A 26,295-nucleotide genomic window follows, 5' to 3' on the forward strand; every position below is an offset into this window, starting at 1 on the left:
ATCGTCGCACCCGTGCCCGTCTTCGGTCTTGCGGCATTGTGGAATGGCTCGGCTCCCCCGGAGCGCGTGGCGGCCTGGGTGGAAGGGATTGGCGAGGTGCTCACCTCCGCGCAGTCACTCCAGCTCATGGTGGCCCTGCGCCCCGAGGAAGCAGGCATTGAATTGAAGGTGGAGGCTCCAGGCTATCCACGCTCCGCCGTGGAGCGGCTCGCGGAGGACGCGAAGCGCAGCGGCGGCACGTTCGTGGAGCTGTGGCGTCTGCCCAAGGCGGAGCGAGATGCCTTTCGCGCGGCGGCCTTCGGAGGCGGCACCACCTTCCGGGGAGACGAATGCTCCGCCGCGGCGCGGGTGCTGCAACAGCACCTGGCTACGCTGCCTGTCAGCAGCGTGCGGCCCGCGGGGCCCACCGTGGGTGGCGCCGCGGCCTCCGTGCCTCCAACGAGCCCGAAGCCCGTGGAGGCGCCCGCTCCCTCTCCCAGCAACCAGACTCACCAGGTGCTCGTCCGCCCGCCGGAGGGGCCTCAGCGTCGCGGGCGCCGCTTCGCCGTGAAGCTGGAGATGGAGTTCCGGACCGAGTTGGACTTCGTGCGTGAGCACGCCCTCAACATCTCCAACGGCGGCCTCTTCGTGCGTACCGCGCACCGGCCCCTGCCCGACAGCGTCGTCACCGTGGACGTGAAGCTGCCCAACGGCGAACGCCTGCAAGGCGACGCGGTGGTGGTCCACGTGGTGGACGACCCGTACACGGGCGGCGTGGGCCTGGCGTTCCTCAACGATGACGCCACCTTCTCCCAGACGCTGGACGACTACCTGGCGAGCCTCGCGGGTGGCGTGGGCTGAACGTGATGGAGAACGTGCGGGAAATCTGGCCTCGCGACCATGGCCGCTTCCAACTGCTGTCCCGGCTGGGACGCGGCGGCATGGCGGAGGTGTTTCTCGCGCGGATGCAGCAGGGCCCACATGCCGGAGCGCAGGTGGCCCTCAAGCGCGTGCGTCCCGAGCGCATGAGAGACGCGGAGGCCCACGAGCAGCTCCTGCACGAAGCCGAGCTCGCCCGCTGCCTGCGTCACCCATACATCGTCGGCTTCGTGGAGTACGGCGAGCTGCCGGACGGTGGCTACCTGGCGCTGGAGTTGGTGGAAGGCCCCGACCTGGGCCGCGTGCTGGCGCGGTGCCGCCGTCGCCGCATCGAGCTGCCCATCGACATCTCCGTGCTCATCGTCCGGCAGGTGCTGGAGGCCCTGTCGCACGCGCACCATGCCGTCAGCACCACGGGCCGCCCCCTGGGCGTGGTGCACTGTGACGTGTCCCCGCACAACGTGCTGCTGTCCCGCACCGGTGAGGTGAAGCTGGCGGACTTCGGCGTGGCGCGCTCCCGCGCGGGCGCGGTGCAGGACATCCGGCGGCTGGGCAAGCAGCACTACCGCTCCCCGGAGCTGCTCGCGGGCGACGTGTCCGTGGCGGTGGACCTGTGGGCGACGGCGGTGCTGCTCTACGAGCTGCTGGCGCTTGAGTCGCCCTTCCCTTCCGGCCCGGAGGAGCAGGTGGAGTCCTCCATCCGCGGCGGCCGGGTGACGCCCGTACGCATGCGTGTGCCCGGCGTCCCCGACGCGCTGGCGCTGGTGCTGGACCGCGCGCTAGCGCCCGTCCCTTCGCAGCGCTTCGGCTCCGCGGAGCAGTTCGCCCGGGCCCTGGTGCCGCTGAGCGATGACCGCGTGGCCACGCCCCTGGCCGTGGCCGCGGTGGTGCGCGGGCTGATGGAGACCTGAGCCCGCCAGGGTCCGCTACGCCACCTCCTGCTGTCCCATGGAAGGAGGCACCATGCCCGGGTCGCCCTCCACCACCAGCCGGCTGCGCCCGCCGCCCTGCTTCACCACGCGCACCTGCACGCCGATGCGCTCCGCCATGCCGCTGACGTGCGAGATGATGCCCACCTGCCGGCCCGTGGCCTGGAGCGCGTCCAGCGTGGCCAGGGCCACCTCCAGCGTCTCCGGGTCCAGCGTGCCGAAGCCCTCGTCGATGAAGAGCGTCTCCACTTGCGTCGTCTCCGACGAAAGGGACGCCAGCCCCAACGCGAGCGCCAGGGACACCAGGAAGCTCTCACCGCCGGACAGGCTGGCCACGCTGCGGACCTCGTCGCCCATGTCCCCATCCACGATTTGGAGGTCCAGGTCGTGTCCGGGCACGCGCATCAGCCGGTAGCGCCGCGCGAGCTCCCGCAGGTGCGCGTTGGCATGCAGCAGCAAGGCGTCCAGCGTGAGGCTCTGGGCGAAGACCTTGAAGCGCTTGCCGTCGTGCGAGCCGATGAGGTCGCCCAGCACCTTCCACACCTCCGCCGCGCGGCGGCCCTCCTCCAGGGCCGCGGCCTCGGTGCCGTGCCGCGCCCGCGCCGTGTCGTCCGCCTCCAGGCGCGCGTGCAGCGCGGCCTCGGCATGACGACGGGCCTCGACCTCCGCGCGCAGCCGCTCACATTCGGCGCCCGCGTCCTGCTCGGAGAGCGCCGGAGGACCGGAGTCCTCGTGCCGCGCGCGACGCTCGCTTCGCTCCGCCAGCACGGCGGTCGCCTGGGCGAGCGCCTCGCGCAGGGCCGACAGTGCGCGAGCCTCGGCTTCGCGCCAGGCCGCGTCGAATGCCAGCAGCGTCCGCACGGCCTCCAGCGTGGTCCCACGCGCGGCGAGCAGCGTTGTCAGCGCGGCGCCTTCCGACTCACGCAAGGCCAGCGCCTCCGTCCTGGCGCGCACGGCATCCTCGGCACGCGCGGTGGCGACCTGCGCCGCCTGACGCGCCGCTTCGGCGCGCTCACGTGCCTGCTCGAAGGCCGACTCCGTGGCCTCCAGCCGTGCCTGGAGTTCGGCGCGGACCTCCGCCGTGGGACGGCCGTGCAGCAGAGCCGCGCGTGCGCGGGTCAGCTCGCCGCGCTCCTGCTCCTTGCGCACGGCGAAGGCTTGATGCTCCTCGGCGTGGCGGGTGCTCACCTCCACCAATCCCTGCGCCCGGGCGCGATGACGCTGCTCCTCGGCCTCGCGCTCCTCCGCCTTCAGCCGGGCCTCCTCCTTCCCCTTCCACATCACCACCCGCTCTCCACACTTGCGGCGGAAGGTGGCCGGGTCCTCCTCCAGCTTCCGCTCCCAGCCCACGTCCGCGGTGAAGACGGGTGACACCTCCGCGAGCGCCTGCCGCAACGTCTGCTCCGCGGTCTCGAGCCGGGCATGGACGTCCTTGAGCACCGACTCCGCGCGCGACAGCGCCTCCTCCGCCCGGCGCAGCGACTCCGCCGCCACCTCGCGCCGCGTGCGCTGCGTCTCCAGCGCCGCGCGGGCCTCTCGCGCGGTGCGGGCCAGTGACTCGTCGGCCTGCTCGTCGGCCTTCAGCGCCGCCAATTGCTCCGCGACCTCGGCACGCGCCGCGTCGAGCCACGCGCCCGCCTCGGGCGAGCCCCCCACGGCCGGTGGCGACGCGTCAGCGCCTCCGGCTCGCGCCGACGACCGCGCAGCCTCGGCGCCCCCGTCCGCACTGGACATTCGAGCGCTGCCATCGGACTCCGGCACGGAGGTGGTAACGGAGGACACTTCCGCGCCGGCTTCCCGGATGGACTCCAGCCACGAGGCACGGCCCTTCCGCCAGGCTTCGCCGTGCGCCTCCGCGCGAGCTTCCGCGGACTGACTGCGCGCCTCCGCCTGTCCGGCGCGCGCATTCGCCGCCGCGCGCCGAGCGCTCGCCGCCACCTCCGCCTGGGTGGCCGCGGTCCGCTCCTTCTCCAGCGTCTCCACGCGCGAAGCTGCTTCCGCGACCAGCCCATCGAGCGCGGACACCTCGCGCGCGTAGGGGTGCTCTTCCGCGCCACACAATGGGCACGGCTCACCGTCCTTCAGCAATGTACGGTGGGACGCATAGCCCTGCGTCGCCTGCGCCAGCGACAGCGAGCGCTGCGCCTCCTTGAGCGCGGCTTCCCCCTGCGTCCGCCGGGTCTCCGCCGCGCGCGCTTCCGCCGTCGCGGCCTCGACCTCCGCCTTCGCCGCCTTCACCTCCGTGCCCGCCTCGCGAGCCTCGGCCTCATCCGCGACGAGCCCCTCGTGAGCAGTCTTCAAGCCCCGCACGGCCTCCTGCCGCGCCAACAGGCGTTCACGCTGCGCCCGCCGCTGCGCGCCCGTCTCCGTCCCCACAGCCGCCTCGGCATGCGTCGCCGCGGCCAGGGCCATCTCCTCCGCACGGACCGCGGCATCCCGCTCCCCCCGCCGAAGGCCCACCGTCTCGCGCAGTCCCTCCACCTCACCGAGCAGCCGTCCGGACTCCTCACCCGCCTTGCGCCGCTCGCCCTGCGCCCCCTCGTAGCGCTCCAGCTCGCGATGCCAGCGCGGCCACTCGCTCGTGAGCGCGACCCAGTGCGCCTTCTCCGTCAGCCAGTGCCTCGCGGCCTCCCCCTTGTCCCGTGCCTCGGCCTCGCGCACGAGCACGGCATCCAGCTCCGCCTTCGCCTCCGATAGCGCCGCCTGGGACTTCTCCGCCCGCGCCCGCGCCTCACGCGCCTCCCGGGAGACACCTTCCAGCCGCGCATCCAGTCGCGCCGCCTCCTCCAGCGCGGGACGCGTCGCCACCTCCCGCTCCTGCGCCGCGGCGCGCGCGGTCTCCGCCTCCAGTTGCCCCACCCGCCGCGCCGAGACCTCCGACAGCGCCGTCTCCACCTCCGACGCCCGCGCCACCTGAGCCGCCTCCGCCTCCGCCCACCGACGCTCCGCGGCCTCCGCCGCCGCCACCGGCCCCCGGAAGGCCTCCGCCTCGCGGACCGCCTCCAGCCGTGCCGCGCGCGGCGCCGCCTCCTCCAGGGCCGTCCTGGCCGCCTTCGCCTTCGCCTCCGCCGCGAGTTCCGCCTCCCGCAGCCCCGCCCGCGCGACATGCCACGCCGCCGCGCCCTCCGCGTCCTTGAGCAGCGCCTCCACCGCCTGACGCGCCCGGGACTCCTCACCGAGCGCCGCCGCCGCCGCCGCGCGCTCCGCCTCTGGCATCAGGGCAATCGCCGCCAATCCCTGCGCCCGCTTCGCCAGCGACTCCTGCTCCGCCTTGTTCTTCTCATGCGCGGCCATGGACAGGCGGCTGTACACCTCCGTGCCCGTCATCCGCTCCAGCAGCTCCGCGCGCTCGCTGGCATCCGCCTTGAGGAAGGCCGCGAACTCGCCCTGCGCCAGCAGCGCCGAGCGACGGAACTGGTCGAACGACAACCCCAGCCGCTCCTGGATGGCGGCCAGCACTTCGCCCTTGGTGCGGCCCGTGAGCTGCCCGGTGACCACGTCCATCAACTGCATTTCCTGGGGCCGGAAGCGCCCCTCGGCGCGGTTGCGCGCGCGCCACACGGACCAGCGCGCCCGGTAGCGCCGCCCGTCCTTGCCCAGGAAGTCCACCTCCGCGTAGCCCTCGCCCGCGCCCCGGCGCAACATGCCGCGCACGTCGTAGGCGGACAGCCGCGCGTCCTCGTCCTCGTCCGCGCGGCCCACCGGCGCGCCGCCACGTCCCCCCAGCCGGGGCGTGCGGTCGAACAGCGCCAAACACAGGGCATCCAGCAACGTGCTCTTGCCCGCGCCCGTGGCGCCGGTAATCGCGAACAGGCCCAGCCGGTCCAACGGCGGCTGGTCCAGCGCCAGCGCGAAGTCCCCCGCGAAGCTCGTCAGGTTGGAACCGCGAATCGCGAGCACCTTCACGGCGACTCCTCCTGCACGTCGGTCAGCAACGTATGGAATGCCTCCAGCAGCGCCGGTGCGGGTGGCTCCTCGAAGTCACGGGCGTAACGCGCGCGGAACACATCCTCGGGCGTGCGTTCCTTCAGGGAGAGGCCCGGCTGCACCTCCGCCAGCGCACCTCCCGTCCCGGTATAGGCGGGCGTCAGCTTCACCAGTCGCGCCGCCTTCCCCTCCAGCACCTTCTCCACCTTCTGCCGCAGCGCGGGCTCCGGCCGGGGCAACGACACGCACACCTCCAGGTAGGGCCGCCGCCACTCCAGCGTGTCCGCGTCGTGTGCCGGCAAGCCCTCCAGTTGCGTCAGCACCGCGTCCAGGGGCGCCGCGTCCCGCGAAGGGACGCGCACCATGTCCGTGGTCCGGGGCACGGGCAGGGATTGCACCTCGCGCAGCGCGTCGCCTTCCAGCTCCACCAGCAGCACCTGATGCCGGTAGCCCGCCTCCGACAGCGACAGGGGCAACGGCGAGCCGCTGTAACGCACCCCCTCGCGTCCGCCCACCCGCTGGGCCTTGTGCAGATGCCCCAGCGCCGCGTAGGCCACGTCGTCCGGGAACAGGTCCGCGGGCAGCGCGTGCTGGTTGCCACCGAGAATCTTCCGCTCGCTCAACGCGGACAGCTCCGTGCCCGTCATGTAGCAATGCCCCATGGCCACCAGCGCCTGTCCCGCCTGACGCCTGCGCCGCGCCGCGGCCAGCACCTCCGCGTACACCGCGCGCACACCCTCCACCAGCCGGTCTCCCATGTCCCCGGGCACGGGCGGCAGGTCCGAGGGACGCAGATACGGCACCGCCGCCACCCACGCCCCCACCCGTCCCTTCGCGTCGTGCAGCGGCACCAGCAGTCGCTCCTGGTCCATGGCGCCTCGGGCTCGCGGCAGTCCGCCCACCACGTGCACGCCCAGCGCCGCGAACAGCGGGTCCGGCGCGTCCAGCCGCGCCGCGGAGTCGTGGTTGCCACCAATCACCACCACGTCCAGCCGAGGCATCCGCCGCCGCGCCTTCGCGACGAACTGGTACCAGGCCGCCTGCGCCTCCGCGCTGGGGTTCGCCGTGTCGAAGATGTCCCCGGCCACCAGCAGCGCGTCCACGGACTGCGCTTCCAGGGTCTCCAGCAGCCAGTCCAGGAAGGCCGCGTGCTCCGCATCCCGCGAGACGTCGTACAGCGTGTGTCCCAGGTGCCAGTCCGACGTGTGCAGCAGGCGCATCAGGCGTCCACCCTCCCTCTTTCCCGTGGCGCTCTGGCCAGCGGGCAGCCTCCAACAGAGGGCTGCTCGCTCCAAGCGGCGGGCGCCTGCTCCCTTACTCCCTCACCCTGACATGTGCGCAAGTTCCTGTAATTCCAGGCCGTTCTGGAGAAGACGCCCCGCCACGTCCCCAACGGAGGCCCTCACGCACGGAGGGGGTTGGCCAATACGCTCCGAGCAGAGATGCTCGCGGGAATGACCGGGCTACAAATTGGCATCTTCGCCGGCATCCTCGGGGCGGGCGTCGGCGTCTCGAGCATCGTTGGCTACTTCCGCTGGCGCCGCTGGAAGCATCAAATCCAGGTTTGGCAGGACTTCGCGACCACCCGTGGCTGGTCCTTCATGCCGACGCCCGGCAGGTTCATGTACTCCGCGGGGACCTTGAAGATGGAGGGCAGCTACGCCGGGCGTCCGCTCACCCTGGAGACCGAGTACCGCCACCACGAGAAGGCGTACCGCATCGCCACCATCATCCGGCACGAGCTCGGCGACGACTTTCCGCGCGAGGTGGTCATCCGGCCCGAGGGGCTGGGCGACAAGTTCCTCAAGCTGTTCGGCGTACAGGACGAGCAAATTGGCGATGCCGGCCTCGACGCCGTGCTGGACCTGAAGAACGTCACCCCTCAGGCCCGCGCCATCCTCCTCAGCGCGGGCATGCGGCGCCCCCTGCTGAACCTGGCCCGCGCCTTCGAGGCCTTCTCCATCGAGAACGGCGTCCTGTCGGCGGAGGTGATAAACGAAGTCCCATGCACCTCCGTCGAGTTGTACGGCTTGCTGACGCCCGTGCGTGAGCTGGCCGACGCCGTGCAGGGCACGCGCGGCCATACCCAGTGGCTGTCGGAGGGCACCGGACAGGAAGGCACCCAGTCCTGAGGCTGGAGACCCTGCTGACACGCCGTGGGTCCCGCGCGTGCGGCATCCGCGCAGGGTGCTTTGCCGCCACTTCGGGAACGTCACCCTCGAGGACGAGCGGCGCCAAGCGGTGAAGCTCGGCATGCCCGGCAGCGTCGAAGCGCTGGAGTCCATGGAGACTCCAGCGCTTCTGCTCAAAGATGCCCTGCACGAGGTGGCCGAGCAGGGCCGCCCGCGCAAGAGCAGTCAGGCGCGCTCAGCTGCGACGCGACCGCCGCCGCTGGAGCACGAGCCACGCAAGCGAGCCCCAAGCCAACGGCGCCAGCGGCATCGCGTTGCAGTTGCAGCCGCCCGGCTCGTTGGGAGGCGGAGGCTCGGTTCCGGCGTCCGTCCCCCCATCCGACGACGGCGACTCACAGGGGACATCCCCCACGCACACCGTCGCCTCAGCGGAGCCCTGCTGCCCCGTCGAGTCCACCACGACGAAGCGGACGCGGTGCCAGCCCGGCGTCAGGCCCGTGGTGTCCCAGCGGCCGGGCTCGCCGCCGTAGGAGTAGGGGCTTTCGGTCCGCTCGTCGGTGTAGCGCAGCACGTCGTCCACGTAGAACTCCGCGTGCGTGCAGCCCACGTCGTCCTGGCAGTCACCGTAGAACTCCGCCGTGGCGCCGGACACATGCTCCCCGTCCTCGGGACGCGTGAGGATGGCGGTGGGCGGCGCGTTCGGGCTCACCGTGATGGTGAAGTCCTGCACGGCGTCCGGCGCGGCGCCGTTGCTCACGCGCACGGAGACCTCCACCGTGCCCGTCTCGGTGGGCTCCCAGGTGATGACGCCAGTGGCGGCATCGATGCCCATACCCGGCACCGTGCTCGCCAGCGCATACGTGGGCGCGGGGCGTGCCGTCGCCTGCACCGCATACCGGTACGGAGTGTCCACCACCGCTCGGGTCACCGGCTCGGAGAGGATGACGGGCGGAATGGAGGTCGTGTCCTGCTCGAAGGCCTCCACCTCACGCGCGTCCACGCCCGGGGCGGCCACGGTGATGATGGCCGTGGCGTCCTCGGTGTCCGCGTCCGCCGCGGCGGCCAGGGTGACGTCCTTGGGCGTGTTCCAGTCGGAGGTGGTGAAGGTCAGCGTCGCCCCGGACTGGACGGTGAGGTCCTCGTCCCCGCGGGTGCGTGCCACGGTCACCGTGACGTTGCGCGGGGGCCGCTGTGAGAGCGACACACCGAAGGTCGCCGTCCCGCCCTCCACGACCGTCACCTGCGACTCGGTCAGCACCAGGCGAGGCGAGTCGTTGTCGATGGTGGTGGCCACCACCGCCACCTCCCGCAGCCCGTCCGCTACCACCATGAAGGTGGCGACATCCGGCGTCTCGTCCTCGTCCACCGCTGCGGTGAGCGTCACCACCCGGGGCACGTTCCAGTTGGACGCGGTGAAGGTGAGCGCCGCGCCGCTGACGATGCTCAGGTCCTCGGAGCCGCCCAGCGCGCGAGAGACCTGCACGGAGACATCGGAGGCCGGCGCTTCGGCCAGGCGCACGGTGAAGACAGCGCGTCCGCCCTCCTCGACGCGCGGCTGCAGCCCGGACACCACCAGTTTCTGTCCCGGCGTCTCGGGCGTGATGCGCCGCAAGACGCCGCCCGACGCGCCGATGGTGTAGAGCGCGCCGTCCGGGCCCACCGACATGTCCACCTGCGAGGCGAAACCGGTGGCCCATTCATCCACCGTAGCCACCGAGTTGTCCTCTTCCAGGGTGACTCGCGTCAGCTGACCGGTGTTGAAGTCCCCGAAGAAGAAGTTGTCCTGGTACGCCTCGTCGAACAGGGTCGCGTCGTAGAAGGTGCCGCCCGTGATGGAGCCACCGAGTTCCTGCGTCGTGGCCGTTCCTCCGCTGCTCGCCGCGTCCGGCAGCGAAGGCTGCGACACGGTGAAGGTCGTGGGGGAAGGAACGCTGGCCACCAGCAAGAGGCCATTGAAGCTCGCATCCTCCACACCGCTGAGCGTGAGCCGCTCACCCTTGCGGAAGCCATGGTTCCCGGTGGTGGTGAAGGTGGTCACCCCGCTGCTGCGTACGGCGCCGCCCGCGGCGAGGCCGCGGGTGTCGGAACCGTTGGTTCTGTACTTGACGACGGGAGTGATGAAGTCGTTGGCGCTGGGTTGGTTGTTCTCGTAGTCGCTGTAGCCGGCATGGCTTCGGCGGGTGACGACGAAGACCTGCTCGTAGTCGGTGCCCGCGCTGTTCACCCACAACCGGCCCGTGGTGGGCTGGAAGGTGAAGGTGAAGGGATTGCGGAGGCCGCGCGCCCAGATGTACTCGTTGTTGGGCCCCACGCCGTCGTTGAAGGGGTTGTCGCTGGCGGGCGTGCCATCCGGGTTCGCGCGGCTCACCTTGGCCGCCATCGACGTCAGGTCCGCATTCACGCCCGTGCCGTTGCCCAGGTCGCCAATGGCCCAGTAGAGCTTTCCGTCCGGGCCGAAGCCAATGGCGCCGCCGTCATTGTTCGCGCCCCGCGTGGGCAGCCGACTGACGACGACGGTGCGCGCCGTGCCCCTCCCGTTCGCATCCGTGTAGCGGACAATCTGCTGCTCCGACGCGGAGACGGTGACGAAGAAATAGACGTAGCGGTTGACCACGTAGTTCGGGTCGAACGCGATACCGAGGAGGCCGCACTCGCTGCTGGTGTGGATGGCATCCTCCGTCGCGAACACCTGCGTCACCAGCGTGCTGTTCCCTGGCTGCGTTTCAGGCTGGCCGTCCTTCAGCGACACCACCCGGATTTCGCCCGTCTTGAGGGTGATGAACAGGCGGCCTGAACCGTCCGGCGCCCATGCCATCCCCGTGGCCTGCGTGAGGGTATTGGAGGTGAAGGGCGTCTCCACGAAGCCGGAGGGCACCGCGGCCCACGCGGGCGAAGACAGCCCTAACAACCCAAGCAACATCAAAGTAGAGCGCATGTGTGTTGAGGATAGCGCAATGTCTCCTCAGCACGCATGAGACGTTCGCGAGGGCACACCCCTCCTGTATTGGATTGTGTCAGTGTTTCCGCCCCCCATTGTTTGCACCAGGGTGGGCTTGCTCGTGGACAGGTGGGTGCGCGGGGCCACTCAGCCCGTCTTCGCCAACGTCTGCTCGAACAGCGCGCGAACCTGCGTGGCCAACGCCTGTGAGTCCGGACCGAAGGACTCCGGCGGCAGCGCGGGAAGCACGCGCACGCGGATGGAGGCGGTGGGACTCATCCAGGGGCCGTCTCCGTCCAGCAGCCCTGGCGTGCCCTCCACCACCACGGGCACCACTGGCACATGCTCCTCCAGCGCGAGCTGGAAGGCGCCCCGCTTGAAGGGCAGCAACTGCCCGCCCTTGGAGTACGTCCCCTCCGGGAAGATGAGCACCGGCATGCCACGACGAAGCCAGCGCCGGCACGGGTCCAGGAGCTGGTTCATGGCGGTGGACGAGCCCCGGACGATGGGCACGTAGGCCAGCAGCGTCATCATCCACCCCACCAGGGGCAGCGAGAACAGCGACGCCTTCGCCACGAACTTGTAGGGATGGAACAGGCCCATGACGGCGAGGATGTCCGCCGCAGACTGGTGGTTGACCACCATCACACAAGGCCCGGACGGAATGAGCTCACGGCCTTCGATTCGCGTGCGCCAGCCTGGGGATGCGTGCAGCCACAGGCCGTAGCACCAACGACAGACCAGTGAGTGCAAGAGCCGCCGGTCCCGGTCGAACGGGTACGTGACGACGAGCAGCAGCGCGCCCAGGGTGAACAGCACCGGGGCGGTGAGCAGGAAGACGACCCAGAACCAGAGCGTGACGGCGTACTTCATGGCGAGGCCCCAGGCATACCACCTTCGGGCCCATCCCACGCTCCCCTCCTGACGGCCCCGCATTCCCACGGCCGCGCCCCTCCCGTCCAGCCGACCGGCCCGGGGGGGCCATGGAGACCAGCCCCCAAGGGCAATCCGCCGCTCCTTGCCCGTGGACCTGCCGCTGCCATAAAGGCGGGAGCGCTCCCATGCGTCCCATCGACCCCGCGCTCCGAGCCGCCCGACTCGCCCACACGTTCGTCCCCTTCAGCCAGCTGCGCACGGCGCGGTTGCTGCTGGAGCTGAACGGTCAGCAGCCGCTCGAGGTCCAGCGCAGGCTGTTTGGCTATGACCTGACATTGAAGGCCCACCGCAGCACGACGCACATGCTGCTGTACCTGCAGGGCGACGACTTCCTGTCGGACCTCCCGCTCATCGCCCCCCATCTGCGGCCGGGCATGGTGGCCTTCGACGTGGGGGCCAACATCGGCTACCTGTCCATGTACCTGCGCAGCCGCATCGGCCCGCTGGGACAGCTCTTCAGCTTCGAGCCCGAGCCGGAGAACTACGCGGAGCTGAACGCCAACTTCCAGAACAACCACCTGCGCAACTGCCAGGCCATCCAGGCGGCGGTGGGCTCGCAGGAAGGCGTCATCACCTTCGCCACGGGCCTCAACGGACACGTTCCCGAAGAGGGCGCGGAGGGCATCACCGTCCCGGTCGTCACCGTGGACGGCTTCGTCCAGAAGCAGGGCCTGTCACACGTGGACTTCGTGAAGGTCGACGTGGAGGGCTTCGAGCTGGACGTGCTGGCCGGCATGCGGGCCACGCTCGAGCGTCCGGACAAGCCCATCCTCTACATCAAGGTCCACGCACGGGGTGAGCATGCGCGAGCCGACCCTCGCCGCGTCTGCGAGGTGCTGGAAGGTCACTACAAGAACATCCGCGCCTACGTGGCCCCCGACGACTTCAAGGCGAAGCAGAGCCACCTGCGCCGCCTGTGGGGTCGGGTGTCGCCTTTCGGAGACATTGAACAGGCGTGCCGTGTCGACCTGCGCGAAGTGAAGCAGCACGACACCCAGCGGTACCAGTTGCTCTGCCTGCCTTGAAGGGCGCGGAGCAGGCGCGCTCCGCAACGTCGGACCGGCGTCACTGCCCACACTCTCCCTTGCCCGGTGGTTGCTCGGAAGGCGTAAGGTGCCCGCCGGACCCAACCCGGAGGGAGGCAGCGAATGGACGCGCATCAGGGCCTGCATATCGAGACCCATCCCCGAGAAGGAGACCCGCTGGTTCGCGCCCGGCGGCCCGACCCGTGCGCGCTGGTGTTGTTCGGCGCCACCGGAGACCTGGCCCAGCGCAAGCTGTTCCCGGCCCTCTTCGAGTTGGCGCGAGACCACTTGCTGCCGGAGAACTTCGCCGTCGTCGCCTTCAGCCGCTCCGAAGGAGACAGCGAGGCCTTCCGCGAGCATGTGAAGGCCTCCCTGCTGAAGTTCGCCCGCACCCAGCCCCTGGACGAGGCCGTCTGGAAGGACTTCGCCCCGCGCCTGGAGCTCATCTCCGGCGGCTATGACGACCCGAAGTCCTTCGTGCGCCTGCGCGAGGAGCTCGACCGGGTCGCCCAGCGGTTCGGCACCCGGGGCAACCAGTTCTATTACCTGGCCACCCCGGCCTCCACCTTCCCCCAAATCCTCCACGGCCTGTCGGAGTCGGGGCTGCTGAAGCGCCAGGAACAGACCGACCAACGCCCGTGGCAGCGGCTCATCATCGAAAAGCCCTTCGGCCACGATTTGGAGAGCGCCCGCGCGCTCAACCGCGAGCTGGCGTCGGTGCTGGACGAGCGGCAGATATTCCGCATCGACCACTACCTGGGCAAGGAGACCGTCCAGAACATCCTCGTCTTCCGCTTCGCCAACGCCATCTTCGAGCCGCTGTGGAACCGGCAGAACATCGACCACGTGGAAATCACCGCGGCGGAGACGCTGGGCGTGGAGGGGCGCGGCGGCTTCTACGACGAGACGGGCGTCATCCGGGACATGGTGCAGAACCACCTGCTCCAGGTGCTCGCACTGTGCGCCATGGAGCCGCCCGTGTCCTTCGGCGCCGAGGACATCCGCGACGAGAAGAACAAGGTCATCCGCGCGCTGCGCCCGATGGAGGGCCGCGAGGTATCCCGCGCGGTGGTGGCCGGCCAGTACGAGGGCTACCTCCAGGAGAAGGGCGTGAAGGCCGGCTCACGCACGCCGACCTACGTTGCCATGAAGATGAACATCGACAACTGGCGCTGGGCGGGCGTGCCCTTCTATCTGCGCGCGGGAAAGAAGCTGAAGCGACGCGTGACGGAGGTGTCCATCCACTTCAAATCGGTGCCCATCAGCCTCTTCTCCGGGGAAGGCGCCACCTGCCAGCGGCTGCAGCCCAACGTGCTCACGCTGCGCATCCAGCCCCAGGAAGGCATCGCGCTCTCCTTCGAATCCAAGGTGCCCGGCGAGGATGTCAACATCGCGGGCGTCACCATGGACTTCAACTACCAGGAGACCTTCCAGCGGCCAGTCCCCGAAGCCTACGAGCGCCTGTTGCTGGACTGCATGCGCGGCAACGCCACCCTCTACGCGCGGCAGGACAGCGTGGAGCAGGCGTGGACCTTCGTGACGCCCATCCTCCAAGCCCTGGAGTCCGGCGAGGGCGGCCCGGCGCACAGCTACCCCGGTGGCAGCGCGGGCCCGGATGCCGCGGCCGCGCTGCTGGCCCGGGATGGCCGCCGGTGGACGGGCCTATGAGCGCCGCGCGCACGCACGTCGTGCCCACCGAGTCCCTGCCCCGGGAAGCCGCGGCGTGGATGGCGCGGGCGCTCCAGGACACGCTCGCCACCCAGCGTCGCGTCAGCCTGGCCCTGTCGGGCGGCAGCACGCCGGGCCCCGCGTACCGGGCGCTGGCGGCGCAGGTGCTTCCCTGGGAGCGCGTGGACGTCTACTTCGTGGACGAGCGCTTCGTTCCGCCTGACCATGCGGACAGCAACTACCGGATGGTGGAGGACACGCTGCTGCGTCCGCTTCGGCTGTCGCCGTCACAGGTGTTCCGCATGGAGGGTGAGCGCGAGGACCGGGACGCCGCCGCGAAGGACTACGCGGCGAAGCTGCCTGCTGCCCTGGACGTGGTGTTGCTGGGCATGGGAGAGGACGGGCACACGGCCAGCCTCTTCCCCGGCCACCCCGCGCTGGAGGAATCCGAGCAGCGCGTCCTGGCGGTGGTGGGGCCCAAGCCGCCGCCCTGGCGGATGACGTTGACGCTGCCGGTATTGCGGTCCGCGCGGCACGTGCTGACCCTCGTATCGGGGGCGGGCAAGCAGGACACGGTGCGCCGGGCGCTGGCGGGAGACCTGAGCCTCCCCGCCGCCCGGGTGACGAATTCGGAGTGGATGCTGGACCCCGCCGCCGCCGGGCGGTGAGGGCTCCCAGTCGCGAACTTTCCAGGAGGAACCAACGATGAGTGAGGCAGCGGGCGCGCAGTTCGGCGTGGCGGGAATGGGCGTCATGGGGGCGAGCCTCGCCCTCAACATCGCGGACCACGGCTTCCGGGTGGCCGTGTGGGACAGACATGCGGAGCGCATCGATGAGATGCACCGCAAGCACGGGCACCCCGAGGTCTGGGGCACCGAGTCGCTGGAGTCCTTCGTTCAGCGGCTGGAGCGCCCGCGCAGGGTGCTGCTGATGGTGACGGCGGGCGCGGCGGTGGACTCCATGCTGGAGCGCCTCCTGCCGCTGATGGCGGAGGGCGACGTCATCATGGACGCCGGCAACTCGTGGTTCCTGGACACGCGCCGCCGCGAGGAGCAGTGCAAGGCCAAGGGCATCCACTTCCTGGGCGTCGGCGTGTCCGGCGGCGAGGAGGGCGCGCGCAACGGCCCCTCCATCATGCCGGGCGGTGCTCCCGCGGCGTACGAACTGGTGCGTCCGGTGTTCGAAGCCATCGCCGCGAATACGGACATGGGGCCGTGTGTCACCTACGTGGGGGCGGACGGTGCCGGGCACTTCGTGAAGATGGTGCACAACGGCATCGAGTACGCGGACATGCAGTTGCTCGCGGAGACGTACGACGTGCTGCGCCGCGGGCTCGGGCTGGACACGGACGCGTTGGCGGACCTGCTGTCCCAGTGGGACCATGGCATCGCCGGCTCGTTCCTGCTGGAGACCACCATCAAGGTGCTGCGCCAGAAGGACCCGGAGACGGGCAAACCGCTGGTGGACCTGGTGTTGGACAAGGCGGGCCAGAAGGGCACCGGCAAGTGGACGGTGCAGGTGGCGCTGGATTTGGGCGTCCCGATTCCCTCCATCGCCGCGTCACTGGACGCGCGCATCCTGTCCTCCATGAAGGACGAACGCGTGGCCGCCGCGCCGAAGCTGAACGGCCCGGTGGGGCAGCTCAGCAAGGAGGAGCGGGCGCAGCTGGCGGCGTGGACACATGACGCGCTCTACGCGGCGCGGGTGGTGACGTATGCGCAGGGCATGCGGCTCATCCAGGCGGCGTCCCAGGAGTACCAGTGGAACATCAACCCGGCGGAGCTGGCGCGCATCTGGCGGGGTGGCTGCATCATCCGCGCGAAGCTGCTCACGCCGCTGCGTGAGGCCTTCCAGCAGCAGCCGACGCTGCCCAACCTGATGGTGTCCGACGCCTTCGCGCCGGTGCTGGAGCGCATGGCCCCCGCGTGGCGACAGGTGGTGGGCGTGGCCACGCGCGTGGGCATCCCCGTGCCGGTGTTCAGCGCCTCGCTGGCGTACCTGGACAGCTACCGCACCGCGGAGCTGCCGCAGAACCTCACCCAGGCCCAGCGTGACGCCTTCGGCGCGCACACGTATCAGCGCAAGGACAGACCGGAAGCGGGCTTCGTCCACACGGAGTGGGGAAAGTAGCACGGGCCTGCTTGACCCGGGCGTTCCCCAGGACGCCCGGGCCGCGGACACGGCAATTCCTGCTCATTGAATGCCCTGGCGCGCAGGACCTGAAACCATTAGCGCACTGCACCTTTCACAGACATCGCGCATCAGGCATCTTTGAAGCTCTCTTTCCGGAGCCTCGACCATGACGCTGGATGCCGGAGCGGACCTGCTGCATGCGGTACGTGAGTTGGCCCCTGCCCTCTCCGCTCGCAGTGGGGAGATTGAGCAGGCACGACAGCTCCCCTTGGACCTCATCGCCACGCTGAAGGACATCGGCGTCTACCGGATGCTTGTCCCTCGCAGCCATGGCGGGCTGGAGCTGAATCTTGTCACCGGGCTGGACATCCTCTCCGAGCTGGCCCGCGCGGACGCCTCCACCGCCTGGACGATGATGATTGCCACGGAGAGCCCCCAACTCTTCGCCCTCCTCCTCCGCGAGGAGTTCGATGCCATCTACGCCGCCGGGCCCAATGCCACCGTGGGCGGCGCCTTCAATGCCCAGGGCAAGGCCGTGCAGGTGGACGGCGGCTACCGCGTCACCGGCCACTGGAACTTCGCCACCGGCTGCCGCCAGAGTGAATGGTTGTTCGGCAACTGTGTCGTCCTTGGCGCAGACGGAAAGCCCCGCGCGGGCCCCGCCGAGGGCATGCCCGAGACGCGCGCCATGCTGCTCCCCGCCAACGAGGTCCGCATCATCGAGCACTGGGACGTGCTCGGCCTGCGCGGCACCGGCAGCCACGACATCGCCATCGACGCCTTCGTCCCCCAGCAACGCACCTTCGACATCTTCACCGGCCAGCCCTCCGTGCCGGGCGCCAACTTCGTGGTGCCGGTGCTGCACTACGCCATGCACATCGGCGCGGTGGCGGTGGGCATCGCCCAGGGCGCGGTGGACGACCTGCTCACCCTGGCCCGCGCGGGCAAGCGCCGGCTGTATGCGCGCACCTCGCTCGTGGACTCTCCTGTCTTCCGCAACCGGCTGGGCCGCGCGGAGACGGGCGCCCGCGCCGCTCACGACGCCCTCCGCCGCATGGGTGAGGTGTTCTGGGACGCCTGCCAGCAGTCCCCGGTGAAGGCCTTCGCCCTCGCGCCGCAGGTGTCCTCCACCCTGACGTGGGCCGTGGAGACAGCCGCCGAGGTCGTGACGGCCTGCTACCACGCGGGCGGCGCCACGTCCGTGCGCGATGGCGCATCACTCCAGCGCCGTTTCCGCGACATCCACACCCTCACCCAGCACGCGGCCGTGGCGGAGGGCTGGTTCACCCAGGAAGGCAGCGCGCTCCTGGGCTTCCCCGTCCTCTTCGAAGCCTGACGGCGCGCCCGCTACGTCCGCGGGGTGCGCAGCTCCGCGCGGCGAATCTTCCCGCTCACCGTCTTGGGCAGCTCGGTGACGAACTCGATTTCGCGCGGGTACTTGTAGGGCGCCGTCGTCCGCTTCACGTGCTCCTGCAACGCCTGCGCGAGCGCCGGGGAGGCCGTATGCCCCGGCGCCAGCACCACGAAGGCCTTCACCCGCTGGCCAATCTTCTCGTCCGGCACACCGATGACGGCCGACTCCGCCACCGCGTCGTGCTCCAGCAGCGCGGACTCCACCTCGAAGGGCCCCACGCGGTAGCCCGACGTCTTGATGACGTCATCCGCGCGCCCCACGAACCAGAAGTAGCCGTCCGCGTCGCGCACGGCCCGGTCTCCCGTCACGTACCAGTCACCACGCCGGCACGCCGCGTTGGCCGCGTCATCCCCGAGATAGCCCTGGAACAACCCCACGGGCCGCTCGGGCACCACCCGCACCGCGATGTCTCCCTCCTGCCCGTCCCCCACCTCCTGGCCCTGGTCGTCGATGACGCTCACCGTGAAGCCCGGGGACGGCTTGCCCATGGAACCCACGCGCGGCGCCATGGAGGGGAACATGCCCACAATCATCACCGTCTCCGTCTGCCCGTAGCCCTCATGGATGTGCAGCCCGGTGGCGTCCTTCCACGTGTCGATGACTTCCGGATTGAGCGGCTCGCCCGCGCTCACCGTGTGCCGCAGCGAGGACAGGTCGAAGTCCTTCAAGTCCTGGAGCACCAGCGCCCGCCACGCGGTGGGCGGCGCGCAGAAGGTGGTGACCTTCTGCGTCTCCAGCACCTTCAGCAGCTTCGCGGGCTCGAAGCGGCCACGGAAGTCATAGACGACGTTGCACGCGCCCTGGCTCCACGGGCCGAAGAGCTTGCCCCACGCGCACTTGGCCCAGCCGGTGTCGCTGAGCGTCAGGTGCCGGTCCTCCGGCGTCAGGTCCAGCCAGTAGCGGCCGGTAATCACGTGCCCCTGCCCGTAGCTGGCCTGCGTGTGCAGCACCATCTTCGGCATGCCCGTGGTGCCGGACGTGAAGTAGATGAGCAGCGGCGCATCCGCGCGCGTGGGCTCGAAGGCCGCGCCCGCGTCCGCATCCGCATCCGCGACGCCGGACACGTAGCGCCCCCACGGCGACGGCGCGCCCTCGCCCACCGACACCCAGGTGCGGACCTTGCCCGCCGTCCCCACCAGGCCGTCGAAGCGCTCCAGGCAACTCACGTCCGCAATCACCGCCTGGGCCTCCGCCACCTCCAACCGGTAACGAATGTCCTTCGGCGTGAGCATGGGCGTGCCCGGCATGAAGACGATGCCCGCGCGAATGCAGCCCAGCACCAGGAACCACCACTCCGGCACGCGCGGCATCATGATGAAGACCCGGTCCCCCCGGCGAAGCCCCTGCTCCGTCAGGAAGCGGGCCGCGTGCAGCGAGCGCCGCCGCAAGTCCTGCCACGTGAAGCGCCGCTCCTGCCCGGCTTCGTCGGACCACAGCAGGGCCAGCGCCTCCGGGCGCTCGGCGGCGTGCCGGTCGATGACGTCGGCCGCGAAGTTGAAGTGCTCGGGCCGCTCCCAGCGAAAGTCCCGGCGGGTGGCCTCGTAGTCCTTCATGTTCCGAGGGGGTGACAGGGGCATGGTGGCCGACTCCTGGGCGGAAGAAACCAACCGCCAGAGCCTGCCACGACACGCCAGGGACGTCCTTCACGAGTCCCGCGTTCGCCCGGTCCCGGACACGCGCCTGCACGAAGCCCACAAAAGCAAGAGGCCGGCCCTGTCACAGGCCGGCCTCCGCGCGACGTCATCCGAAGCGAGCGCTCAGTTGATTTCAGCGCACGGGAAGAGCGTGTTGTACGCACCACACGTGCGGAGCGTGGCCAGCAGCAGGTGCTCGGCGTTGGCCGCGCGGCCGGACGCCTCCTCGCTCCGGGCCCGCTCACGCTCGGCCAGCAGGTTGAGCCACGGGTCCCTGGAGCCATGAGCGTAGCGCTGCAGGGCCTTGAGCGACTCCGCATCCCGGACGGCCTCGCCCGTGTGGAGCAGCGCACCGACGTACAGGTCCGTCTCCTGGGAGGCGCGCAGTCGCTCCAGCAGCCCCGGAACCAGCGCCCCCTTCACCAGCCGCGCATAGTCCTCCGCCAGCGGCGCACGCACCTTGAAGTCGCGGGAGGCCACATCCCGGACGTAGTCCTGGAGCACCGTGCCTTCACCCAGCCCATCCAACGCCGAGGCGAACGGCAACAGGGAGGCCACCGCGTTCGCCGAAGTGGCCGTACGCACCGCTTCATAGAGGGCCGCTCGCGTCACCGCGGGCTGCTGCCGCACCAGGTACGCCGCATCCGCCGTCTTCTCGGTGAGCTGCGTCCACGTCTCCCGCACCTGGCGCTGCCACCGCGCGGCCTCCGCGTCACGCAGCGCACGCATCTCGTCCGCACGCTTCTCCGCGGCCACCTGCCAGCCCGCCGCCTGGCCCGGCAGCGACGCGACGTCGCGGAACGACGCCTCCGCCTGCTTCAGCAGGCCCAGTCCCCGCAGCGCCAGCCCCCGGTTCCACAGCGCCTGCGCATGCCGCGGCTCCTGGCGCAGCGCGCCGCCGAGCAGGTTCAGCGCTTCCTCCCACCGCTGGCCGCTGAGGGCCACCACCGCGCGGTCATTGTCCCGGTCCGCCGAGGCCGGTGCCCGCGCCAGGAAGGACTCCGCCTGCTGCCAGTCCCCGCGCAGCGCATAGGCGGCGGCGATGCCCCGGAAGTCCTGCTGCTCCTCCAGCTCCGCCAGGGGACGCAGCGGCAGCGGGTTCGCGGCGCCGGACGTGCCGCGCATCGGCTCGTAGGGCCGGAAGCGGTCCGCCATCGGGTGGCTGAGCCGCGCCTCCAAGGTCCGCACGTCCGCGCCCGCCAGCCACACGTCGGTGGGGGCCTCCGGCTGCGTCTGGAGACGGAACACGCCCACCGCCGCCAACCCCGCCGCCAACGCCACTGGCACCACCGTGCGGGACATCCGCTGCATCCACGGCCGCAGCGGCGTCACCTTCGCGGGCGGCGGCTCGGCGACGCTGGCGCTCCCCCCCAGGGCGCGGGAGGCCAGCAGCTCCAACTGAAGCAGCTCCCTCAGCCCCGCCTCGCATTCAGGGCAGCGCCCCAGGTGCTGGCGGAAGACCTCCGCGTCGGGAGCGGACAGCTCTCCGTCCACGAAGAGGTGCAGATTGGTGCATGGCGTCGTCATGAGCTCGTGGCCCCCTGCTCCCGGGCTACCGCCACCTGGGGCAGCAGCAGTTCCTTCAAATCCCTACGGGCCAGGGTGAGCCAGCTGCCCACGGTGCCCACGGGAACATTGAAATGCTCGGCGATGGCGTTGTAGCGCTTGCCCTCCGCATGCAGGCGGTAGGCATCACGCAGGTGCGGCTTCAGCCGCTCGATGGCCTTCTGGAAGGCGTCGGTGCTCACCAGCGCCCAGTTCTCCTGGGTCTCCTCTGGTGACACCGCCAAATCCTGGACCAGCGCCAGGTGCGGCATCCCCCGGGACTCCGTCCGCTGGCGGCGGCAGTAGTCCAGGAAGCGGTTCGTCATCGTCGTACACAGCCACGCAGCCGCCGCGGAGTCCGTCCGGTCCTTCAGATGCTCGAACTCCGGCATCGCCCGCTCGAAGGTCTCCTGGACGAGGTCCTCCGGCTCCAGGCTGGAGCGGGCACACAACCGGCGGGCCAGCCCCAGAAGGCTGGGCCGATGCTGACGGATGAACGCTTCGAAGCGCCTCCGGTCCCGGTTGAAGAGGTTGGACATGCAGCCCCACTCACATGCGCGCCTGCGCGTTACCCAGTCAAAGACGCGCAGCGGTCCAATCCTTGAGAAGAAAAAAAGAAGGACCGGGACAGAAAAATGCCCGGGAGGGTGAAAAACCCTGCCCGGGCCTGGAGATCAGCGGACCTGGCTGGCGTTCGGATGCTCCGGCCCGACCAGGGGAGGAACCGCCGGCGACGGCAGCGGGAGCCGCTTGCGCGGGGCGACACTGGCCGTGTCGCAGTTGACGTAGGTGTTCTTGACATGGGCTTCACCGGACTCGGAATCCAAGCTACCGGCCATAAGGGTTTCGACGGGCGTCATGAGCGCTCGCACCTCGCGATGGGGATGGTTTGAAAGCTAGACATGGATGATACGGCAACACGTACAGTTCTTATCATGACACGCGCCAACCCCGCGCATCTGACGGGGCAACTCGCGACATGGAATTCACGGAGTTCTGAATGAGCAGGGAAGATTCGCGCCTGGCATTGGAGTGGCACACCTGGCTGGCGGAGAACCTCGCCCTGGGCGTGAGCGCGGAGGACGCGCAGCGGGTGCTCGTGGATGCGGGCGTGGAGGCTTCGCTGGCGCAGCGGGAAATCGCCGCGGCACAGGCGCACCCCTACGTGGTGGCGGCGCGGCGGATTGGCCGGCGCTACGAGTGGCTGGAGGCGCTGGCGGACCTCTACGCGGAGCTGCACCGCCAGTCCGGCGCGGTGACGCTGGAGAAGCGCCGAGGGGTGAGCCCGGAGGAGTTCTTCACCCGCTACTACTTCGGTCACCGGCCGGTGGTGCTGCAAGGCTTCATGGAGGACTGGCCGGCGATGCGCCGCTGGTCGCTCGCGGACTTCCGGGAGCGCTTCGGGGACGCGGAGGTGGAAATCATGTCCGGGCGCGACGCCAACCCGGACCATGCCTCGCAGCCCGACAAACACCGCCAGGTGGTGAAGCTGCGCGACTACATCCAGCGGGTGGAGACGGGCGGCGAGACGAATGACTTCTACATGGTGCCGCGCAACGAGAACTGGAAGCGCGACGGATTGGCCCGGCTGCGCGAGGACATCCGCGCGCCCGCCGGCATCATCGACCCCGAGCTGCGTCCCGACATGACGACGCTGCTGCTGGGACCGCCGGGCACCGTCACCCCGCTCCACCATGACAACATGAACGTGCTGCTGGGCCAGGTGATGGGCCGCAAGCACGTGCGGCTGGTGCCGTCCTTCCAGCGCCACCTCGTCTACCCGCGCCATGGCACCTTCAGCTCCGTGGACGCGGCGAGCCCGGACGCGGCGCGCTTCCCGCTCTACGGCGAGGCCACCGTCCTGGAGGGCGTGGTGGAGCCGGGCGAGCTGCTCTTCCTGCCCGTGGGGTGGTGGCACTGGGTGCGCGCACTGGACGTGAGCGCCACTGTCACGTTCCATCATTTCCAGCTCCCGGGAGGCAACACGCACCTGAGGACTCCGCAGTAGACGGCCGCACCGCGTGGCCGCCTGCGCTCAATATGACTCCACGAGGATGACGTGCCGGGTCCACCCGGCACGGCTGTCCCGCTCCAGCCAGCGCTGACGCTCGTCCCGCAGCGCCACCGCCGGCGCGGCCCCTTCGCGAATGCGGCGCCGGACCCCATCGAAGAAGCGGCCGGCGGCATCCGGGATGTCCACCGTGGAGGCCAGCACCGCCCGCGCGCCCGCGTCGATGAAGGCCGCGGGCAGGCTGAAGGGCTCGTGGCTGGTGGTGGTGCTCGCCGCGCGTCCGGCGCTGCACGCCGCCAGGAACACCATGGGCGCCCCCGTGAGCGTCTGCTGCCGCACCACGTCCGCGGTGAGCGCGTAGCGGCCGCTCGTCTCCGGGGACAGCACCACCAGCGACGCATCCGAGAGCGCCGGGTCCATGATGCCGTGGGCGTGGATTTCGATTTCGGTGGCGTCCCGCATGTCCGCCAGCACGCGCGCGGGCGTGGCGTCCGAGCCGGACAGCACCTGCAGCGGCACCGCCTCCGGCTCCTGCGAGGGCAACCACTGCGGCAGCCGCGGCAGTTGGAGCAGCGCGGGCGCATCCACGCTGGAGACGACGAGCCGCCGGGCCGTGGGCGTGGTGCGCGGCTGGGCCGTGCGGCCAAGCCGGAAGCTCCAGGGCACCTCCGGCGGCAACAGGTCCGTGCGGCCGAAGACGGGCGGCCAGGCGAGCACGTCCACGCGCTCGCAGCCACGCAACACCTCACGCAGCCGATCCGGCACCAGCCGCGAGGTGTCCGCGCGGATGAATGGCCCCTGCCGGTCCGTCTCGTAGTGGCCCAACACCTGGCCTTGCGTCCCGCGCGCCACCAGCACCGTGCGCTCGCCATGCACCGCCGCCGCCAGGGCGCAGCGCTGGGGCACGGGCGTGCCAAGCTGCGCGGCCATCAACTCCAACGCCTGGGTGTACTCGCCCGCCTTGCCCGCGTCCGTGACGAGCGACGAATAGCTCAGCGCCCAGGCCTCGCGCGCCAGTGAATCTCCCCGAGGCAACGCCTCCGCCTCGGTGATGGTCTGCCGCAGCAGCGCCAGCCCCCGGGCTCTGTCGGAATCCAGCAGGAAGCGGCCCTCCACGTAACGGGCATACACCGCGTCGCTGGGCATGGGGTTGCTGTGGTCGGCCCACGTGAGGGCCTGCCGCAGCAACGCCTCGTCCCCAGGCTTCGGCCGGGTGCGCGACAGCTCCGCGAGGTTGACGGCGAACAGCAGGCTCAGCGGCTCGTTCTTGCAGGCGGCGTTCGCGTCCACCTCGCGGCGCGCGTCGTCCATGCGGTTGTCCAGGTAGTACGTGTGGGCCAGGTTCTCCCGGGGCCAGACGCAGTTGACGTGCCCGCGGGCGGACCACTCCTCCACATAGGCACGCGAGCTGGCGAAGTCCCCACGTGAGCGGGTGATGGCGGCCAGCGCCTCCAGGGCGGTGAACTCCATGTCCCATTCCCGGAGCTGGCGCGCCCAGGCCCAGGCGGCGCGGGCATGCTGCTCGCCCTCGGTGAGGCGCTGGAGGTCGGCGTAGAGGATGCCCAAGCGCAGCTCCAGGTCCACGCAGCGCGCGGACAGGCCGCCCTCGCGGCAGCGCTGGAGCGCGTTGAAGATGCGCTGCTCGGCCTTCCACCACTGGCCCTCGGCCGTCTCGCGGATGGCCTCTTCACGCTCGATGTAGAGGTTGAACCAGGGGTCGTTCTGGCGCTTCGCCCGCTCCACCACCTGCGAAAACATGCGGCGCGTGGCCCGCGTGTGCTGGGCCGTGCCCAGGAAGAGGTCGTCCTCTCCCGACGCCAGCACCCGCTCCAGCAACTTGTCCGGCCGGTTCAGCTTGCCGCGCACCAGCGACGCGTACTCACGCGACAGCGCGCCGCGGCGCGTGAAGTTCCGGCCGCTCACCCGCTTGACGTAGTCCGCCAGCGCGGAGCCGCCGTGGCCGCGGTCCAGCTCCTGCGCCAGGGGCAGCAGGGCCAGGACGCGCTCCTTCGACGGCGCCGCGCGGACCACTTCATAGAAGGCCTGCCGGACGATGCCCGGGTCCTTGCGGGCCGCCTCCAGCGGAAGAGGTGCCTGAGGGTCATCCATCAGCGCCAGCGTGGCTTCGCGCGCTTCCTTCCACCGGCGGGCGCGCTCCATCGTGGCGTCGCGTTGCTCGCGAGCGTTGGCCTTCGCCTCGCGGCTCCAGCCCGGCTCCCCCATCAGCGCCACCTGTTCGAAGGTGTCCGCCGCCTTCATCGTGAGCCCCATGGCCTGGAGCACCAGCGCGCGGTTCCACATGGCCTGCGCATGCTTCGGCTGCGCCTTCAGCACGCCGTCCAGCAACCGCAAGGCCTGCTCATGTGAGCCGCGGGCGAGGTACACCGCCGCCAAATCACTGTCGCGGTCCGGAGAGGCGGGCATGCGCTCCAGGAACGAGGCCGCCTGGTTCCACTCGCCCTGAAGGGCATACGCGGAGGCGATACCGGACAGGTCGCCCGCCTCCTCCAGCCGGGCGAGGTCTCGCAGCGGGATGGGTTCGGGAGCGACGGGGCAGCCGCCCGCCGATATGCGTGGCCGGTAGCGGTCCGCTTCGGGGTGCGTGAGCCGGGCCTCGATGCGTGACGCGGAGCGGCGCTCCGCCCAGAACTGCGCGGAGACAGGTGCCCCGCTTCCCTTGGAGGGCGTGCGGGCAAGAAGGACGGTCAACACCAAGACGGGCGTGGCCAGCGCCAGGACCAGGACTTTGTCGTACGCCGGCTTCAACATACTGCCCCCTCGGGCGCCATCCCCCAAGCAGTCGCCCAACTACCGCGTTGTACACCATCCACCGTTCCCCACCGACTTCTGGAGGAGGCTGGGCAGCCAGAAACAGACGCCTGGCTCATCGCCACCCGCGGCATTTCTCCCGCTTTTTCCAACCCACCTCCCCGACTGCCCGCCCACGATTCGCCAGGTGGTCAGGCCGTGAACCAGGCGGCCTGACCTGGAGACGGCTTGCGCCGAAAACCTTGAGTGCAGGTCCTCCCCGCATCCCTCCGGAATCACTGTCTCCGCGGAGGAAAAAGCCAGCATGACGCCAGGGGCCCGCCCGTCAGGCAGCCCTCCGCGTGAGGCGGCGGAGCCACGTCCGCCCGAGGGTTCT

18 protein-coding genes are annotated in these 26,295 nt (G+C 70.5%); 9 read left to right on the forward strand and 9 right to left on the reverse strand.

All coding sequences use genetic code 11. From position 1 onward, the window contains the following. Positions 1-12 precede the first annotated feature (12 nt). Positions 13-840: a TIGR02266 family protein gene (locus FMP39_RS01675; protein ID WP_141588282.1), complete on the forward strand. Its 828-nt coding sequence runs from the start codon at positions 13-15 to the stop codon at positions 838-840. 5 nt (positions 841-845) lie between these two features. After that, entirely contained in the window at positions 846-1,769 is a 924-nt protein-coding gene (locus tag FMP39_RS01680) for a serine/threonine-protein kinase (protein ID WP_141588341.1), read from the forward strand. Positions 1,770-1,784: 15 nt separating this feature from the next. Here FMP39_RS01680 and FMP39_RS01685 read toward each other — a convergent pair whose 3' ends face one another. Both FMP39_RS01685 and FMP39_RS01690 read right to left on the reverse strand, forming a co-directional pair. Beyond that, entirely contained in the window at positions 1,785-5,693 is a 3,909-nt protein-coding gene (locus FMP39_RS01685) for an AAA family ATPase (RefSeq protein WP_141588283.1), read from the reverse strand. Then, complete coding sequence (locus FMP39_RS01690) at positions 5,690-6,934, reverse strand: exonuclease SbcCD subunit D C-terminal domain-containing protein (RefSeq protein WP_141588284.1); 1,245 nt, start codon at positions 6,932-6,934, stop codon at positions 5,690-5,692. The genes FMP39_RS01685 and FMP39_RS01690 overlap by 4 nt, the downstream gene beginning before the upstream one ends. Positions 6,935-7,168: 234 nt before the next feature. On the opposite strand from FMP39_RS01690, the gene FMP39_RS01695 reads away from it, so the two are divergent. Next, entirely contained in the window at positions 7,169-7,846 is a 678-nt protein-coding gene (locus FMP39_RS01695; protein ID WP_228557554.1) for a hypothetical protein, read from the forward strand. A 235-nt stretch (positions 7,847-8,081) separates the two neighbouring features. Here FMP39_RS01695 and FMP39_RS01700 read toward each other — a convergent pair whose 3' ends face one another. Continuing rightward, on the reverse strand, positions 8,082-10,781 hold the full coding sequence (locus tag FMP39_RS01700; protein WP_141588286.1) for a PQQ-dependent sugar dehydrogenase: 2,700 nt from the start codon (positions 10,779-10,781) through the stop codon (positions 8,082-8,084). A 150-nt stretch (positions 10,782-10,931) separates the two neighbouring features. Continuing rightward, entirely contained in the window at positions 10,932-11,657 is a 726-nt protein-coding gene (locus tag FMP39_RS01705; protein ID WP_141588287.1) for a 1-acyl-sn-glycerol-3-phosphate acyltransferase, read from the reverse strand. A gap of 188 nt (positions 11,658-11,845) precedes the next feature. On the opposite strand from FMP39_RS01705, the gene FMP39_RS01710 reads away from it, so the two are divergent. The 5 genes from FMP39_RS01710 to FMP39_RS01730 all read left to right on the forward strand — a co-directional run bounded on the left by FMP39_RS01710 (position 11,846) and on the right by FMP39_RS01730 (position 17,882). Next, positions 11,846-12,745: an FkbM family methyltransferase gene (locus FMP39_RS01710; protein ID WP_141588288.1), complete on the forward strand. Its 900-nt coding sequence runs from the start codon at positions 11,846-11,848 to the stop codon at positions 12,743-12,745. 123 nt (positions 12,746-12,868) lie between these two features. Beyond that, entirely contained in the window at positions 12,869-14,413 is a 1,545-nt protein-coding gene (gene zwf, locus FMP39_RS01715; protein ID WP_141588289.1) for a glucose-6-phosphate dehydrogenase, read from the forward strand. Beyond that, positions 14,410-15,081 (forward strand): 6-phosphogluconolactonase, encoded by a 672-nt coding sequence (gene pgl, locus FMP39_RS01720; protein WP_141588290.1) that lies wholly within the window; start codon positions 14,410-14,412, stop codon positions 15,079-15,081. The genes zwf and pgl overlap by 4 nt, the downstream gene beginning before the upstream one ends. Positions 15,082-15,118: 37 nt before the next feature. Continuing rightward, entirely contained in the window at positions 15,119-16,543 is a 1,425-nt protein-coding gene (gndA, locus tag FMP39_RS01725; RefSeq protein WP_141588291.1) for an NADP-dependent phosphogluconate dehydrogenase, read from the forward strand. 169 nt (positions 16,544-16,712) lie between these two features. Next, positions 16,713-17,882: an acyl-CoA dehydrogenase family protein gene (locus FMP39_RS01730; protein WP_141588292.1), complete on the forward strand. Its 1,170-nt coding sequence runs from the start codon at positions 16,713-16,715 to the stop codon at positions 17,880-17,882. An 11-nt stretch (positions 17,883-17,893) separates the two neighbouring features. Here FMP39_RS01730 and FMP39_RS01735 read toward each other — a convergent pair whose 3' ends face one another. The 4 genes from FMP39_RS01735 to FMP39_RS01750 all read right to left on the reverse strand — a co-directional run bounded on the left by FMP39_RS01735 (position 17,894) and on the right by FMP39_RS01750 (position 21,999). Continuing rightward, the gene (locus tag FMP39_RS01735) at positions 17,894-19,537 is read right to left on the reverse strand and encodes an acyl-CoA synthetase (protein WP_194858193.1); all 1,644 of its coding nucleotides are present in this window, start codon (positions 19,535-19,537) and stop codon (positions 17,894-17,896) included. Between the two features lie 180 nt (positions 19,538-19,717). Then, the gene (locus FMP39_RS38530; RefSeq protein ID WP_141588293.1) at positions 19,718-21,121 is read right to left on the reverse strand and encodes a zf-HC2 domain-containing protein; all 1,404 of its coding nucleotides are present in this window, start codon (positions 21,119-21,121) and stop codon (positions 19,718-19,720) included. Then, positions 21,118-21,678 carry an RNA polymerase sigma factor gene (locus FMP39_RS01745; protein ID WP_090485326.1) on the reverse strand — a complete coding sequence of 187 codons (561 nt, stop codon included), beginning with the start codon at positions 21,676-21,678 and terminating at the stop codon, positions 21,118-21,120. Before FMP39_RS01745 ends, FMP39_RS38530 begins: the two co-directional genes overlap by 4 nt. A gap of 135 nt (positions 21,679-21,813) precedes the next feature. After that, entirely contained in the window at positions 21,814-21,999 is a 186-nt protein-coding gene (locus FMP39_RS01750) for a hypothetical protein (RefSeq protein WP_141588294.1), read from the reverse strand. 140 nt (positions 22,000-22,139) lie between these two features. On the opposite strand from FMP39_RS01750, the gene FMP39_RS01755 reads away from it, so the two are divergent. Then, positions 22,140-23,147, forward strand: coding sequence for a cupin-like domain-containing protein (locus FMP39_RS01755; protein ID WP_141588295.1), 1,008 nt, complete (start codon positions 22,140-22,142; stop codon positions 23,145-23,147). 27 nt (positions 23,148-23,174) lie between these two features. Here the strand turns inward: FMP39_RS01755 and FMP39_RS01760 are convergent, their stop codons facing one another. After that, on the reverse strand, positions 23,175-25,919 hold the full coding sequence (locus tag FMP39_RS01760; RefSeq protein ID WP_141588296.1) for a CHAT domain-containing protein: 2,745 nt from the start codon (positions 25,917-25,919) through the stop codon (positions 23,175-23,177). Positions 25,920-26,295 lie beyond the last annotated feature (376 nt).

It is taken from the genome of Myxococcus sp. AB056 (genome assembly GCF_006547365.1).
Taxonomy (GTDB): Bacteria; Myxococcota; Myxococcia; order Myxococcales; family Myxococcaceae; genus Myxococcus; species Myxococcus virescens.

Coding starts and splice junctions, on each gene's coding strand:
- FMP39_RS01710 (WP_141588288.1), top strand. CDS start 11,846: ATGCGTCCCATCGACCCCGCGCTCCGAGCCGCCCGACTCGCCCACACG.
- FMP39_RS01750 (WP_141588294.1), bottom strand. CDS start 21,999: ATGACGCCCGTCGAAACCCTTATGGCCGGTAGCTTGGATTCCGAGTCC.
- FMP39_RS01705 (WP_141588287.1), bottom strand. CDS start 11,657: ATGAAGTACGCCGTCACGCTCTGGTTCTGGGTCGTCTTCCTGCTCACC.
- FMP39_RS01680 (WP_141588341.1), top strand. CDS start 846: ATGGAGAACGTGCGGGAAATCTGGCCTCGCGACCATGGCCGCTTCCAA.
- FMP39_RS01700 (WP_141588286.1), bottom strand. CDS start 10,781: ATGCGCTCTACTTTGATGTTGCTTGGGTTGTTAGGGCTGTCTTCGCCC.
- FMP39_RS01755 (WP_141588295.1), top strand. CDS start 22,140: ATGAGCAGGGAAGATTCGCGCCTGGCATTGGAGTGGCACACCTGGCTG.
- zwf (WP_141588289.1), top strand. CDS start 12,869: ATGGACGCGCATCAGGGCCTGCATATCGAGACCCATCCCCGAGAAGGA.
- gndA (WP_141588291.1), top strand. CDS start 15,119: ATGAGTGAGGCAGCGGGCGCGCAGTTCGGCGTGGCGGGAATGGGCGTC.
- FMP39_RS01730 (WP_141588292.1), top strand. CDS start 16,713: ATGACGCTGGATGCCGGAGCGGACCTGCTGCATGCGGTACGTGAGTTG.
- FMP39_RS01745 (WP_090485326.1), bottom strand. CDS start 21,678: ATGTCCAACCTCTTCAACCGGGACCGGAGGCGCTTCGAAGCGTTCATC.
- FMP39_RS38530 (WP_141588293.1), bottom strand. CDS start 21,121: ATGACGACGCCATGCACCAATCTGCACCTCTTCGTGGACGGAGAGCTG.
- FMP39_RS01760 (WP_141588296.1), bottom strand. CDS start 25,919: ATGTTGAAGCCGGCGTACGACAAAGTCCTGGTCCTGGCGCTGGCCACG.
- FMP39_RS01735 (WP_194858193.1), bottom strand. CDS start 19,537: ATGCCCCTGTCACCCCCTCGGAACATGAAGGACTACGAGGCCACCCGC.
- FMP39_RS01690 (WP_141588284.1), bottom strand. CDS start 6,934: ATGCGCCTGCTGCACACGTCGGACTGGCACCTGGGACACACGCTGTAC.
- FMP39_RS01695 (WP_228557554.1), top strand. CDS start 7,169: ATGACCGGGCTACAAATTGGCATCTTCGCCGGCATCCTCGGGGCGGGC.
- pgl (WP_141588290.1), top strand. CDS start 14,410: ATGAGCGCCGCGCGCACGCACGTCGTGCCCACCGAGTCCCTGCCCCGG.